We start from the raw sequence: 14575 nt of genomic DNA, 5'->3' as shown, positions 1-14575 counted from the left end.
CCTTTTTTTATGAGCTTAACATAAAATTTTTTATTAAGTATAAAAATAGGAAATCACACACAAAAAGCACTCTGACTTCTTGTCAGGAGTGCTTTCCTGCTATTTTTAGCCAACTAACCCACTAAAGAATTTAACGATGGCATTCCAGATGGCTCCGAAGAAGCCAGCAATGGCATTCCACGCATTTGTGAAGAAGTTTCCACTGTCTTTTAGAATAGCATTTGTATCAAAATTGAGATTGATATTATTAAAGGTATCGCCTGCCTTGTCTACGATACTATCTTTCAGATCCGACAAGGTCTTCGTAAAGCTTTTGCTACTGATGACACTACTCTTTGAGAGGTTGACTGCGAAATTCACGATCAAATTAATCTGATCACCTGTTACAGTTGTATCCAGCTTATAATTTTTCAGGGTTTCTTCGACAATCTTTCGAATATCATCCTTGCTTAAATCCTGATTGTTCTGTTTGGCATTGGCTACTGCTGTTTTAATGTCGGTCAATGCTACGTTTAACTTATCCGCATCGAAGTTTTTCTTACCAGCGTTTTCTTCATTGATCCCGGATAAAGTCTTTAACTCTTCTTGGGCCAGATCTTTGCTTTCTTGAGAAACTTTGGCACCATTTTTCTCAAGCGAGTAATAGATCCCAGCTAAGGCACTTTCTCCGGTCACTTGGATAGGGGAAGCTACTGTAATTTGAGCATGCTCCAATCCAAGTGTAACGGCTGCATTACGATACATATCTGCAGTGACCTTGGTGATATTTTGAGGTGTCACGATATTCACTTCTAGTGGCTTTTTTTTGCCTAATTTTTGAATTTTAACAGAGGAATAAAGTTCCAAACTATCATCGTTGGCAACGTTCATAATCGAAGAATAAACCTCTGGTGTCATGGTCTTCCACTCTTCTTTATCTTTTGAACTATCGTAGTTCAAGAGATTCAAGGTTTGTTCAATTTGACTTTGGTCCAGCGAATAGCCCAAAACATAGTCTGGTTTGACATAGGTTTCATCGATGACTTTCTGCAGATTGCTATCTGCAGAAACACGTGGGACAGCTGTAAACAAAGCCAAAGTCGTCGTTACAAACAATGCAATCTTCTTTAATTTCATCTTTTTCTTCTTTCTAATTCAAATTACCTCTGGGTATCTCATATTACCTTTCTTACCTCACTAGAGATGAAAAAAGAAGTAAATAAAGAGTTTACCCACTTCGATTTTCATTATACAGTTGATTTCTTAAAACTAGCTTACAGTTTTTTTAAGAATGCATGACATTTTTATTTTCCCTAAAAACCGGAGGCAGAACTGATCAGCTTAAAAAAGAGCCAATTGGCTCTCTGGAAAATGATTAAAACCATGAAAATAACTTCATAATCGTCATATTGGTTTCTACTAAACGAGAATAATAAATGTTCCCCCCATTAATGTAGAGTTCCATCCCGTTTAAAAGAGAGATAGGGTGGAGGTAAAGATAAGTTTCACCGGTTACATTGCCAAGACTTGGCGCTACTACATCCCGTGAATAAGCTCGGGCCAACTCTAGGGAATTTGTCCCACCGTGTTTAGCCACATAATCAATGTAGTCTTTCCCGAAATTATAGGCTTGAACGGCTGTCCAGCTATCAACGCCTTTTTTCTTGGCTTCTTTTAACTCATCTGAAAGAGTCTGAATACCTTGGCGAATACTGGCCTTATTATCACTAATGGTATTGGTTTCACCACTTGCACTCTCACTTGCCTGCATGACATCGTCCTCTCGACCTTTGGTCTCAGTATAGATCATAGCAAGAATGAGGTTTTCATTGGCCGTGGTGTCCTCTTCAGCAAGGACTTCTCTAACCAGGGAGCGGTACTGCATGACTTGTTTGACATCATGGTGGATCTGAATTCCCTTGTAGATTCCAAATATTAGTAAGATGAATAAGAAGATCTTCACTATACGTTTAATCATTATTTACTCTGTATATCCTCAATATTTTTGATCAAAATAGAATAAGTCCCATTCTCGTTTAGAATAAATTCAACAGATTCTGCATCTTCATAGACATTATTCGGAACGATCAGTTCAATTCCATTTGACAATGACAATTTCTGATTTTCGAACTTCTTCAACTGGCGACTGGCATCAATCTCTTCAAAAGTGACAGGCTCAGGCACAGCTTCTTTAACTTGGTCAATAAAACTGAGGCGAGCTGTCAAATTGTCGTCGAAGAGATCATCTGCTAATTTCTCAGGAGAGAGTTTATTTTCTTCCTCAATATGGTTAAAAATAGCAGATTTAACCTTTGATTGAAATTGAAAATCATCTGAGTTAAAGCTTTCCGCAATCTTCTGGGCTGTTTTTTCTAGTGCTTTGATCGATTTTTTAGGGGAGATCTTGGGTTGCGCCTGCAACAGATTCTCAGAAAAATAGTTCAAGAACGTCCCGTTGTACTTGATCCGTTTTTCAATCAAGTGGTATTTGCGACTTTGAAGATTGATGACCAAGGCCTCATCAGCACCAGTGCCAAAACCAGGTAGATTATTTTGCGTCAGCTTAATCGGATTATCCACTTCACCACCAAGATGCGTCAGGGTTTCCCGTAAGGCAATCCGAAGAAAGGCAAAATGGTCCACCCCTTCTTTTGAGAATTGGATAAACACCAAATCGTTAGTCTTTTGATTCTCAGAGACGACAAATTCTTCCTTCCATCGATTCGCTACTGCAACCGAAGTTTCTAATAGGTCATCTGAGATCATCTCAAGAAAAGGATTGTCCTCTTCGAAAATACCGGTCCTGGCTTCATCGGAATAGACCCGTTCAATCTTCTTACGCAAGTATTCCTCGATTTTAGGCGTGATATTGAGAAATTTATCTGCCAGATAGAGATCGGTATCGTCTGGGCTAAATTGATGAATGATGGCTTTTTTTACGTAAATATCCATAAGATGGTTTAGTCCTCGTAAAGTGGAAAGGCGTCTGTCAAGGCTTTGACTTGGCTACGTACTTCGTCTAATACTTCTTGCTTGTCCGCATTCTTCAGCGCTTTGATCATGAGTTCAGCAACGGTGCGACTTTCTTTTTCACCAAAACCACGGGCAGTGATGGCAGCTGCACCAATCCGAATCCCACTGGTCTTAAATGGAGACAGGGTTTCATAAGGAATAGAGTTCTTGTTGAGGGTGATATTGACTTCATCCAACAAGTTTTGCGCCACTTTCCCATTTTCAACGACTTTAGTGACGTCGACAAGGAAAAGGTGGTTCTCTGTTCCGCCTGAGATGACGCGGAAATCAGGATCTTGCAAGAAGACATCAGCCATGGCCTGACTGTTCTTAATCACGTTAGCTGCATACTCTTTAAAGGCAGGATCCAACGCTTCTTTGAAAGCGACAGCTTTGGCTGCAACGACATGCTCCAACGGTCCTCCTTGAATACCAGGGAAAATAGCAGAGTTAATTTTCTTAGCTAACTCCTCATCATTAGTCAAGATCAGGCCTCCACGAGGGCCACGAAGGGTCTTGTGAGTAGTCGTAGTCGTGATATGGGCATAAGGAACTGGACTTGGATGGAGACCCGCTGCCACGAGACCAGCAATATGGGCCATGTCAACCATGAGCTTTGCTCCTACTGCATCCGCAATCTCACGGAATTTAGAGAAATCAATGATATGAGAGTAGGCTGAGGCACCAGCGACGATGAGTTTTGGCTTCACTTCTTGGGCTTGTTTTAGGATGGCATCAAAATCCAAGAGCTCTGTTTCAGGATCTACACTATAGGACACAAAGTTATAGGTTTGACCAGAGAAGCTCACAGAAGCTCCGTGCGTCAAATGCCCACCGGCAGCTAAATCCATCCCCATGACAGTATCACCAGGCTCAATCAAGGCCATATAGGCAGCACAGTTTGCCTGACTTCCTGAATGTGGTTGAACGTTGGCAAATTTAGCACCAAAGATTTCTTTGGCCCGTTCAATCGCGAGACTTTCGACCACATCGACCACATCTGTCCCGCCATAGTAACGACGGCCAGGATAGCCTTCGGCATACTTATTTGTCAGAATAGACCCTTGAGCAGCCATCACTGCCTTAGAGACAACATTTTCAGAAGCAATCAACTCAATATTGTTTTGTTGACGCTCTTCCTCTTTAGCGATCGCATTCCATAGGTCTGCATCATAAGCTTTGTAATCTTCTTTATCAAAAATCATCGGTCTACTCCTTTATAAAAAATTATTTATGTACATTATCACTGAGGAAGTTCATCTTCCTCAAAAGAAAGCTCTGGCACTTGTGCAAGCAAGTCAGCTTTCGTTATAGAACCTTGCCGCAAAATCCTGGCCTTGGAACCAGAGATATCCAAAATAGTTGAATCTTGTCCAGTCAAGAAGTCATCATCTTCTATACCAGGAACCACTTGATCAAACTCGCTTACAATAGCCTGATACTTTGTTCCACTTGCATGACCTGAAAGATTGGCTGAGGGACCAACCAAAGGACCGTATTTACGAATTAATTCCAATGTTTTTGGGTGAGCCGGAATACGGAAGCCAACCGTATCCAAGCCTGAATGAATCCAGCCAGGTACATTTTCATTTGCCTGAAGAATAATAGTGAGAGGCCCTGGTAAAAATGAATCAATCAGTTTTGTTAAATAGCTAGGTTGATCTTTCGAATAAATTCGAATTGTATGTTCATCGGCTACATTTAAATTCAGAGCCTTTTCTCTAGGCCTACGTTTTAATTCGTAAATATAATCAACTGCCTCTTGGTCCAAAGCTTTAGCGAAAATACCATAGACTGTTTCAGTTGGCAGAATAACCGCACGGCCTGCTTCTAATTCTTTCTCAATGTGATCCATTGTCTACTACTACCATTCTATCTTGTCCAAATTGGTCTTTCAGAACTCGAACGCGTTTGTCAGGAAACGCTTCTTGAAAGAGCTCTTTTACTTTGGCTCCTTGCTTATAGCCAATTTCTAGGTAAATCTTTCCATCTGGTGTTAAAACACTTGGTGCTTGCTGGGCAATCTTTTCGTAGATGGCATATCCATCACGATCCGCAAAAAGAGCTAAGTGGGGTTCAGAGGCTAAAACATTGGCTCCAACCTCTTCTACATCATCCCGAGAGATATAGGGAGGGTTGGATACAATCAGGTCATAAGGACCTTCTAGTTCATCCAGTACATCTGACGACTTGAATTCAAGGGCAGCTTCTAATTGCTTGGCATTTTTTTGAGCCAGGGCTAAAGCCTCTTCTGATACATCGCTAGCTTGAACCCGCCAGGCAGGTCTAGCAAGGGCTAAGCTAATAGCGATAGCACCACTTCCTGTACCAATATCCAGAACTCGTAAGGCTTTCTCATCGTTTTCTTCGAGAATTAGAGCCACCAACTCCTCTGTTTCTGGGCGTGGAATCAGCACGCGCTCATCCACTGTAAAAATATGGCCACAGAATTCTGCACTACCAATAATATACTGGGCTGGGACGTGATATTTCAACTGCTCAAAGATGGATTCAAGCAAGGCCTGATCCTCTACTTCCACTTCTTTTTGCAAGGCAAGGACAAAGTCTGTAAAAGTCCAGTTTTTTAAAGCTCGATACGCGAAGGAGAGGCTTTCTGCTTCCTCTCCAACGGCTATTAATTCTTCTTCATACTGGGCTAATAATGGTCCCAACAACATTATTTGTTCAACTCTTCTAGTTTTTGTGTTTGATCATACAAGACCAAAGCATCGACCACTTCATCTAATTTACCAGATAAGATGGTATCCAGTTTTTGAAGGGTCAAGCCAATCCGGTGATCGGTCACACGGTTTTGAGGGAAGTTGTAAGTCCGGATCCGCTCTGAACGGTCACCAGTCCCGATAGTAGACTTCCGCTCAGCGTCTTGCTCGTCTTGGGCAATCTGAGCAAAGTGGTCAGCCACACGCGCACGGATGATCTTCATGGCTTTTTCGCGGTTCTTTTGTTGCGTCCGTTCTTCCTGCATCTCGACCTTGATATTGGTTGGCAAGTGGACGATACGAACGGCTGTTGCGACCTTATTGACGTTCTGTCCACCCGCACCAGATGCGTGGTAGATATCAATCCGAAGGTCTTTTGGATCAATGTCATACTCGACTTCTTCGATTTCTGGCATGACCAGAACTGTGGCAGTCGAGGTATGGACACGACCTTGGCTTTCTGTCACAGGAACCCGTTGCACCCGGTGGGCACCAGATTCATACTTGAGTTTTGAATAAACCGATTGACCAGAAACCATGGCTACGACTTCTTTGATCCCACCAACGCCATTGTAGGAAGCTTCCATAACTTCAAAGCGCCAACCTTGGCTTTCCGCGTATTTTTGGTACATTTGTAAGAGGTCACCAGCAAACAATTGGGCTTCGTCCCCTCCAGCTGCTCCACGGATTTCCAAGATAATGTTCTTGTCATCGTTTGGATCTTTTGGAAGAAGTAAGATCTTCAATTTTTCTTCGTACTCTTCTTTTTCAGCCTTAGCATCTTTTAGCTCTTGCTTGGCCATTTCTTCCAAATCAGCGTCTCCGCCTGCTTCCTTAATCATTTCTTCAGCGTCAACAATGTTTTGAAGGACTTGCTTGTACTCACGGTAAGCTGTCACCGTGTCACGGGTGGAAGCCTCTTCTTTTGAAAGCTCCATAAAGCGTTTGGTATCAGAGACCACATCTGGGTCACTCAGTAATTCTCCTAACTCTTCGTATCGGTCTTCTACAGCTTGTAGTTGATCATAGATATTCATGTTTGCTCCTTAATTCTTGGTTGTTAGATCATAGATTGCTACAATCTCGTTTTCTATGACTTCGCCAGTTTCTTTAAATCCATACTGGAGATAGCAAGATCTCGCTTGATTATTTTCCGGTTCATAAGATAACCAAAGACTTGTTGCTTTTCCAGCTGGCTCTGTTCGAACAAAGTCAATGACTGCATCCATAGTCGGTTTAAAATAGCCTAAACCTTGAAATCGTTTATCGATCATAAAACGAAATAACAAGTAATTTCCCTTGCTGATCCCAATTTTCCGGTCATAGGCAATCATAACAAAACCAACTAATACTTCCTTATCATAAACTGCTAAGGGAGCTATAAAATCACCATTTTTATCATATACATAGGCTTCAGCTAAGCTAATGGAATTGGATGCAATAAAATTCCTTTGATTTGGATGAACTTCTAGATTTAAAACGTCAAAATAATTCTCTATTGTAATATCTTTTAAATAAATAGACATTATTATCCTCTCTAAAACGTTCTATACGCTTTCAGTTGGTATGTCTGGATTAAAATAATGTTTGCGGCAAACGGAGATATAGGTCTCGTGTCCGCCGATCTGGATCTGCTCTCCATCATAGACAGGTTTACCCGCTTGGGTACGCAAGACCATGGTTGCCTTGCGGGAACAGTATTGGCAGATGGTTTTGATCTCCTCGATCTTGTCGGCTAACAAGAGGAGATGTTTGGAACCTTCAAAGAGTTCATTTCGGAAATCATTTTTGAGGCCAAAAGCCATGACCGGCACATCCAGTTCATCCACGACTCTTGCCAAGTCATAGACATGGTGGCGTTTCAAAAACTGAGCTTCATCGATTAACACACAGTAAGGTTTGATTGCTTGGCTTTTAATAAAGCCAAAGATATCAGTATCGTCTTCAATTGCAACGGCTTCCCGTTTCATACCGATCCGACTAGAAACTACTCCTACTCCATCTCGTGTATCGATTGCCGAGGTCATGATGACGACGCTCTTGCCTTGCTCTTCATAATTATGGGCCACCTTCAAGATCTCAATGGTTTTCCCCGAGTTCATGGTCCCATATTTATAATATAATTGTGCCATTTTCCTTTTGTTCTCTCTAAAATGTGTTTCATTATCATTTTACCATAATTTTGCTAAGCTTTGTATCCCAAAATGTGATAAAATAGTCCTATAAAAAATTTAGGAGGTGGCCATATGCCATTTGTACGAATTGACCTATTTGAAGGACGCACCTTGGAACAAAAGAAAGCCTTGGCCAAGGAAGTAACCGAAGCTGTTGTCCGCAATACTGGTGCTCCTCAGTCAGCTGTTCACGTCATCATTAACGATATGCCTGAAGGAACCTACTTCCCTCAAGGTGAAATGCGCACCAGATAATATTTCCACTAAAAAAACCTTTCTCGCTTGTGATATCACATAGCAGGAAAGGTTTTTTCTTATTTTTCTTGGGCTTGACGTTCTGCTTTCCGTTCTTCGAATTCTTCGTCACTCATCAAGGTTCCACCGACATTGGCTGATTTGGCAAAGGCTGTATAGCGACGCAACCAACCGCTAGAGATTTTTGATTTGAAAGGTTTCAAATATTTGCGACGTTCTGCAAGGGTTGCATCATCAACAAGCAAATCAATGGTACGATTTGGAAGATCGATCACGATTTCGTCCCCATCTTCAATTAAGGCGATATTCCCACCTTCTGCTGCTTCTGGAGAAACGTGACCAATCGCAATCCCACGAGTAGCTCCTGAGAAACGACCATCCGTAATCAGTGCCACATCCTTACCAAGACCGCGTCCGACAATCTTAGAGGTTGGCGCTAGCATCTCTGGCATACCAGGTCCACCTTGAGGACCCTCGTAACGAATGACAACGACATGGCCCTTCTTGACAGTTCCATTGTCAATCAACTCAAGGGCTTGATCTTGTGAATCACAGCAGATGGCCTTTCCACGGAAAGTGGTCACAGATGGATCTACCCCACCGACCTTGATAACAGCCCCATCCTGAGCGATATTTCCGTAAAGGATTGACAAACCACCTACAGGTGAAATCGGATGCTCGATTGGATGGATAATTTCTTCATTTTTGATTTCAGCACCAGCTACATTTTCTTTCAAGGTTTTACCAGTAACTGTGATACGATCACCCTTAATGGCACCTTTTTTGATCAACTGATTGATAATGGCTGGTACCCCACCAGCTTCATGTACATCATGCATAGTGTAAACACTTGAAGGTGCAATTTTAGAGAGATAAGGTGTCTTCTTGGCAATCTCGTTGATATCTTTGAGATCATAGTCAATCCCTGCTTCACGCGCAATAGCGAGTGTATGAAGCACAGTATTGGTAGAACCACCCATGGCCATATCAAGCGCAAAGGCATCATCGATAGCTTCTTTGGTCACAATATCCCGTGGACGGATATCCTTTTTAATATTCTCTACCAATTGTTTGGCCGCTTGGCGAACCAATTCCCGCCTTTCATCTGAAACAGCTAGGATGGTACCATTTCCAGGAAGAGCAAGGCCTAATACTTCCATCAAACAGTTCATGGAATTGGCAGTAAACATACCAGAGCAAGAGCCACAGGTTGGACAGGCATTTTTTTCCAAGAAATCCAGTTCATCCATGCTCATATCACCAGCTTGATAAGTACCGACAGCTTCAAACAAACTTGAGAGCGTCGCCTGATGCCCTGTCATGTCAACGCCACCCTTCATGGGTCCACCAGAACAAAATACGGCAGGCACATTGGTCCGCATGGCTGCCAAAATCATACCTGGTGTAATCTTATCACAGTTGGGAATATAGAAAACACCATCAAACCAGTGGGCATTGATGACCGTTTCAGCAGCATCTGCGATCAACTCGCGAGATGGCAAACTATAACGCATCCCGATATGGCCCATAGCAATCCCATCATCCACACCGATGGTATTAAATTCAAAAGGAATCCCACCAGCCTCGCGAATAGCTTCCTTGGCAACATCTGCTAATTCACGCAGGTGAACATGGCCTGGAACGATATCAATATAGGAGTTACAAATGGCAATAAAGGGCTTTTGCATATCCTTTGCTGATTTTACTTGCCCTGTCGCATAGAGGAGACCACGCGCTGGTGCTCGGTCGATCCCCATTTTGATCATATCACTTCTCATCTTGTTCTCCTTCTAGTTCTTCATTTCTACCTCCTAATCTTACCACTTTGACATCAATTGTCAAGAACTTTCAGAAAATTTATAATATTCACGGTACGTAAAAAGCCTGGTTTCCCAGACTTCATTTTAGTTTGTTTGTTTTTTTTCGATCTGCCAGAGCCGAAGTTGGTAACAAATTCCACTCACGACAAGGCTAGAAATAAGGCCGATCCAATAAGCATATGGACCAAGGTTGATCACATGATCAAGGAAAATCCCTAGTGGGATAGAGATACACCAATAACTAAAGACACCTAATAAGAACGGAACCGTTGTATCCTTATAGCCCCGCAAAATCCCTTGTAGGGGTGCTGCGAAGGTATCGGCTACTTGGAAAAAGAGACTATAGGTCATGAAAATAGCTGTTTGTTGGATAAAGACTGGATCCTTGCCATATAGCCCTGCTAGTTGGAAGCGGAATGTATAGAGAAAGACCAGGGTGATAATGGCAAAGCCAAAGGCTGTCAGCCGGCCCAAACGGCAATATTGTTTGACCACTTCTGGTCTTCCTGCTCCCAGTTCATAAGATACGATAATCGCCATGGTACTGGAGATACTAACCGGGAAAGCATACATCAGGGTAGAAAAATTCATGGCCGATTGGTGACTCGCAATGGTAAGTGATGGGAATTTTGCCATTAACAAACCAACCAGCGAGAAGATGATGACTTCTGCAAAAACAATTCCACCGATTGGAAGCCCAAGGCGCAATATTTCTTTCATCCCTTTAAAATCATAAGGTTGTGGCTTCCACAATTGGAAAGATGCTACCTTAGGGTGCTTGCACAAGATCAAAACTGCAATAGCCAGCAAGACCCAGTAGGCCAGAGAGGTTCCAAGACCTGCTCCCGCTCCTCCCATCTCAGGAAAACCAAATACCCCATAGATCAAGATATAGTTAAAACAAGCATTCAAAGGCAAGAGCAAGAGCATCAAGTACATCGATAGTCGCGTCATTCCCAACGTATCAAGGAAGGTCCGCACGATACTAAAGAGCAACAAGGGTAAGATTCCTAGAGAAAGGAAATATAAGTAGCGAATGGCCATTTGAGCAACAACATTTTCTAAGCCGATCTGCTTGAGAATCATGGGTGCAATCCCCCAAACAAAGCCTATTAAGAGAATGGCCATACCAAATGACATATAGAGGAATTGGTAAAAATCACCAGCAATCCGTTCTTTATTTCCCTTGCCTAAATGATGCCCAACAATCGGCGTCAGCGCAGAGACAATCCCTGTCAGGAAAGTAAAAAATGGATTCCACAGACTGGTAGCTGTAGAAACACCAGCCAAATCAAGGGTCCGGTACTGACCAGTCATGGCTGTATCGACAAAGCTGGCCGAATAATTGGCCAATTGATAGATCAAAATCGGCAAAAATAGACTCAAAAACAAGCGTAAGCGCTCTTTAAAGTGATAGGTTACATACATGATTCTAACTCTCTTCTCATCAAATAAGATTTTCTCCTCTTCCACTCTACTATATGTTTCTTTAAAAGTCAAAAAAACCGAAGATCCAAGGACCTCCGGTTCATGTGAGATTAGTGTTTGTTACGGTTTAAAATAGCATTGAGAACGATCGCCAAGACACTGGCAACGACAATTCCGTTCGCAAAGAACATTTGGAATCCTGTTGGAAGGCCGTTGAAGAGAGTGCTGTTGTTCAAACCAACCCCTGCAGCAATCGATACAGCAGCGATCAAGAAATTGTTCTCATTGTGTTCAAAATCAACACGCGCAAGGATCTGCATCCCTTGAATCGATACAAAACCAAACATGACTAGCATCGCTCCCCCAAGAACTGGACTTGGAATGATTTGTGCCAAAGCACCAAACTTAGGAAGGAGACCAAGAAGAACAAGGAAACCAGCCGCATAGTAGATTGGAAGACGAGTCTTGATACCAGACAATTTCACCAAGCCAACGTTTTGTGAGAATCCAGTGTAAGGGAAGGTGTTGAAGATACCACCGAGGAGAACAGCCAACCCTTCAGCGCGGTACCCATTGCGAAGGCGCGTGCTATTAATTGGATCTTTGGTAATATCAGAAAGAGCGAGATAGACACCTGTTGATTCCACCATAGAAACTGTTGCGATGATACACATCATTAAGATGGAGGTGATTTCAAACTTAGGAGCTCCAAAGAAGAATGGCGTTGGAACGTGAACCACTGGTGCTTGCGATACAGGTGTGAAATCCACCAAGCCCATTGAAGCCGCAATGGCAGTACCTGCGATCAAACCAATCAAAATTGAAATGGATTTAATAAAGCCAGTCGTATAGATATTAACAACTAAAATGATGAGAATGGTCACCACAGCCAAGATCAAGCTTTGAACGGTTGGTTTTGGCGCATTATTTCCCATATTTCCAATTGCTACTGGAATCAAAGTCAATCCAATGGTTGTAATAACGGATCCCGTTACAATAGATGGGAAGAGATTGGCAATCTTAGAGAAGAAACCTGAGACAAGGATGACATAAATCCCTGAGACAATCAAGGCACCAAACATGGCACCACTACCATGGCTAGCCCCGATCATGCTGAGAGGCGCTACAGACTGGAAGGCAACCCCAAGGACTACCGGAAGGCCAATCCCAAAGTATTTATTGAGCTGCACTTGAAGGAAAGTTGCGACCCCACACATGAAGATATCTGTAGAGATGAGATAGGTTAGTTGATGAGCGTTATAGCCCAAAGCTCCTGCGATCATGATCGGCACCAAAATAGATCCCGAATACATGGCCAAAAGGTGTTGCAAGCCTAGAATGGCCGCCTGTGAATGGCTTTCTTGTTTTTGCATTAGATGTCTGCCTCCTTAAATACAACCTGACCATTTTCAAAACGGTCCAAACGTGCGAGGGATACAACTGGATATCCCAACTCTTCTAACAATCCCCGTCCATCTTGGAAGGATTTTTCAATCACAATTCCAATCGCTTCGACTTGAGCCCCGGCTTGTTCGATGATTTGAATCAAGCCTTTGGCTGCTTGGCCATTTGCGAGGAAATCGTCAATGATCAAAACCTTATCTGATGGATCCAAGAATTTACCAGCAATCGAAACGGTGCTGGTGACTTGCTTGGTAAAGGAATAAACCTCAGCCGTCAAGATGCCTTCATTCATCGTGATGTTTTTCGCCTTCTTAGCAAAGATCATGGGAACATCCAAGGCTTCAGCCACATAAAGGGCTGGTGCAATCCCAGATGCTTCAATGGTCACGACTTTCGTCACACCAGCATCTTTAAAGCGGTCCGCAAAGGTCTGACCAATTTCTTTCATCAATTTGAAATCCACTTGGTGGGTCAAAAAGGAATCCACCTTGAGGATATTCTCACCTAAAACATTGCCATCTTTTAAGATGCGCTCTTCAAGTAATTTCATACTTCCTCCTACTTTTTTAAAAAATCCTCTACTTCATTCACAAAACACAAAAAGGCCTGCTAAGCAAGCCTTGAAATCTCTCTAGAAAGAGAAATAGTCCCGACTTACTTATTGTTAGGTGTTCCGGCACCTTGTAGAAACATCACGCCCATTCGTGAAATAAATAAGTAATTCAATTAGTGTGCATCGCCATTCCAGATAGAATTCTTAACGATCACATAGTCAACATGTTTCAAATCTGCTAATTTCCGGCCTCCTGCATACGAGATCGAACTTTGCAAATCTTGTTCCATTTCCGTTAAGGTATCTTGCAAATGACCCTTGGCAGGCAATAAAATCTTCTTACCTTCGACGTTCTTATATGCACCTTTTTGGTACTCTGAAGCAGATCCATAGTATTCTTTGAAAGACTCTCCATCAATCTCTACTGTTTTACCAGGACTTTCAATATGTCCTGCAAAGAGAGAACCGATCATGACCATAGACGCCCCGAAACGAATCGATTTGGCAATATCACCATGGGTCCGAATACCACCATCCGCAATGATTGGCTTACGAGCTGCTTTTGAGCACCAGCGAAGAGCAGCCAATTGCCAACCACCTGTACCAAATCCAGTCTTCACTTTGGTGATACAAACCTTACCAGGGCCGATTCCGACCTTAGTCGCATCAGCTCCCGCATTTTCCAATTCACGAACAGCTTCAGGTGTTCCAACATTTCCGGCAATGACAAAGGTATCTGGTAATTCTTTCTTGATGTGTTGAATCATCCGAATGACACTATCCGCATGACCGTGTGCGATATCAATAGTGATATACTCAGGCGCATCTACCTTTAATTGACTCACAAAGTCGTATTCGTATTCCTTAACACCAACCGAAATGGAAGCGATCAAACCTTGATCATGCATGCGTTTGACAAAAGGAATCCGACCCTCTTCATCAAAACGGTGCATGATGTAGAAGTATCCACCACGCGCCAACTGCTCTGCTACATTCTCATCCAAAATCGTCTGCATATTGGCTGGAACAACTGGAAGCTTGAAGGTATGGTTTCCAAATTGAACGGTTGTATCTGCTTCTGAGCGGCTATTGATGATACATTTGTTGGGAATCAACTGAATATCTTCATAGTCGAAAATAGGAAATTCATTTAACATAGATTGAAAAATCTCTTTTCTAAAAACTGACCTACCTATGCGCAAGCGCATCGCTACGTCTCTTGACGTTTCC

The 14575-nt window shown here is 42.6% G+C and carries 15 protein-coding genes and 1 riboswitch; of the genes, 1 reads left to right on the top strand and 14 read right to left on the bottom strand.

Annotated elements, in window-relative coordinates; translation table 11 throughout:
* Nucleotides 1-105: 105 nt before the first annotated feature.
* From GMC92_RS02360 to GMC92_RS02320, 9 genes are all read right to left on the bottom strand, one after another.
* The gene (locus GMC92_RS02360) at nucleotides 106-1116 is read right to left on the bottom strand and encodes a DUF1002 domain-containing protein (RefSeq protein ID WP_155199598.1); all 1011 of its coding nucleotides are present in this window, start codon (nucleotides 1114-1116) and stop codon (nucleotides 106-108) included.
* A 238-nt stretch (nucleotides 1117-1354) separates the two neighbouring features.
* The gene (locus GMC92_RS02355) at nucleotides 1355-1957 is read right to left on the bottom strand and encodes a lysozyme family protein (RefSeq protein ID WP_003007284.1); all 603 of its coding nucleotides are present in this window, start codon (nucleotides 1955-1957) and stop codon (nucleotides 1355-1357) included.
* Entirely contained in the window at nucleotides 1957-2931 is a 975-nt protein-coding gene (locus GMC92_RS02350) for a nucleoid-associated protein (RefSeq protein WP_155199597.1), read from the bottom strand. The genes GMC92_RS02355 and GMC92_RS02350 overlap by 1 nt, the downstream gene beginning before the upstream one ends.
* Before the next feature lie 8 nt (nucleotides 2932-2939).
* Complete coding sequence (gene glyA / locus GMC92_RS02345; protein ID WP_155171828.1) at nucleotides 2940-4196, bottom strand: serine hydroxymethyltransferase; 1257 nt, start codon at nucleotides 4194-4196, stop codon at nucleotides 2940-2942.
* Between the two features lie 38 nt (nucleotides 4197-4234).
* Nucleotides 4235-4846 (bottom strand): L-threonylcarbamoyladenylate synthase, encoded by a 612-nt coding sequence (locus tag GMC92_RS02340; RefSeq protein WP_155199596.1) that lies wholly within the window; start codon nucleotides 4844-4846, stop codon nucleotides 4235-4237.
* Nucleotides 4833-5669 carry a peptide chain release factor N(5)-glutamine methyltransferase gene (gene prmC, locus GMC92_RS02335; protein ID WP_155199595.1) on the bottom strand — a complete coding sequence of 279 codons (837 nt, stop codon included), beginning with the start codon at nucleotides 5667-5669 and terminating at the stop codon, nucleotides 4833-4835. The genes GMC92_RS02340 and prmC overlap by 14 nt, the downstream gene beginning before the upstream one ends.
* Entirely contained in the window at nucleotides 5669-6748 is a 1080-nt protein-coding gene (gene prfA / locus GMC92_RS02330; RefSeq protein ID WP_003007273.1) for a peptide chain release factor 1, read from the bottom strand. The genes prmC and prfA overlap by 1 nt, the downstream gene beginning before the upstream one ends.
* 9 nt (nucleotides 6749-6757) lie before the next feature.
* Nucleotides 6758-7237 (bottom strand): GNAT family N-acetyltransferase, encoded by a 480-nt coding sequence (locus tag GMC92_RS02325; protein ID WP_155199594.1) that lies wholly within the window; start codon nucleotides 7235-7237, stop codon nucleotides 6758-6760.
* A gap of 21 nt (nucleotides 7238-7258) precedes the next feature.
* Nucleotides 7259-7843: a thymidine kinase gene (locus GMC92_RS02320; protein WP_129299271.1), complete on the bottom strand. Its 585-nt coding sequence runs from the start codon at nucleotides 7841-7843 to the stop codon at nucleotides 7259-7261.
* A gap of 114 nt (nucleotides 7844-7957) precedes the next feature.
* On the opposite strand from GMC92_RS02320, the gene GMC92_RS02315 reads away from it, so the two are divergent.
* Nucleotides 7958-8140, top strand: a complete 183-nt coding sequence (locus GMC92_RS02315; protein ID WP_129299272.1) for a 4-oxalocrotonate tautomerase — start codon at nucleotides 7958-7960, stop codon at nucleotides 8138-8140.
* 59 nt (nucleotides 8141-8199) lie between these two features.
* Here GMC92_RS02315 and ilvD read toward each other — a convergent pair whose 3' ends face one another.
* The 5 genes from ilvD to guaC form a co-directional block, all read right to left on the bottom strand.
* Nucleotides 8200-9918 carry a dihydroxy-acid dehydratase gene (gene ilvD / locus GMC92_RS02310; RefSeq protein WP_049515620.1) on the bottom strand — a complete coding sequence of 573 codons (1719 nt, stop codon included), beginning with the start codon at nucleotides 9916-9918 and terminating at the stop codon, nucleotides 8200-8202.
* A gap of 126 nt (nucleotides 9919-10044) precedes the next feature.
* Nucleotides 10045-11388: an MATE family efflux transporter gene (locus GMC92_RS02305; RefSeq protein WP_155199593.1), complete on the bottom strand. Its 1344-nt coding sequence runs from the start codon at nucleotides 11386-11388 to the stop codon at nucleotides 10045-10047.
* Nucleotides 11389-11498: 110 nt separating this feature from the next.
* Nucleotides 11499-12761, bottom strand: coding sequence for a nucleobase:cation symporter-2 family protein (locus tag GMC92_RS02300; protein ID WP_155199592.1), 1263 nt, complete (start codon nucleotides 12759-12761; stop codon nucleotides 11499-11501).
* Nucleotides 12761-13342, bottom strand: coding sequence for a xanthine phosphoribosyltransferase (locus tag GMC92_RS02295; protein WP_003001484.1), 582 nt, complete (start codon nucleotides 13340-13342; stop codon nucleotides 12761-12763). The genes GMC92_RS02300 and GMC92_RS02295 overlap by 1 nt, the downstream gene beginning before the upstream one ends.
* 91 nt (nucleotides 13343-13433) lie before the next feature.
* Nucleotides 13434-13529: riboswitch (purine riboswitch) on the bottom strand.
* A complete protein-coding gene (guaC, locus tag GMC92_RS02290; RefSeq protein ID WP_155199591.1) occupies nucleotides 13519-14502 on the bottom strand; it encodes a GMP reductase in 984 nt (327 codons plus the stop codon). (Overlaps the previous riboswitch by 11 nt.)
* Nucleotides 14503-14575: the final 73 nt, after the last annotated feature.

The sequence above is a fragment of the Streptococcus parasanguinis genome, assembly GCF_009717775.1.
Taxonomy (GTDB): Bacteria; Bacillota; Bacilli; order Lactobacillales; family Streptococcaceae; genus Streptococcus; species Streptococcus parasanguinis_AG.
This window is presented reverse-complemented; position numbering and strand designations above follow the sequence as displayed.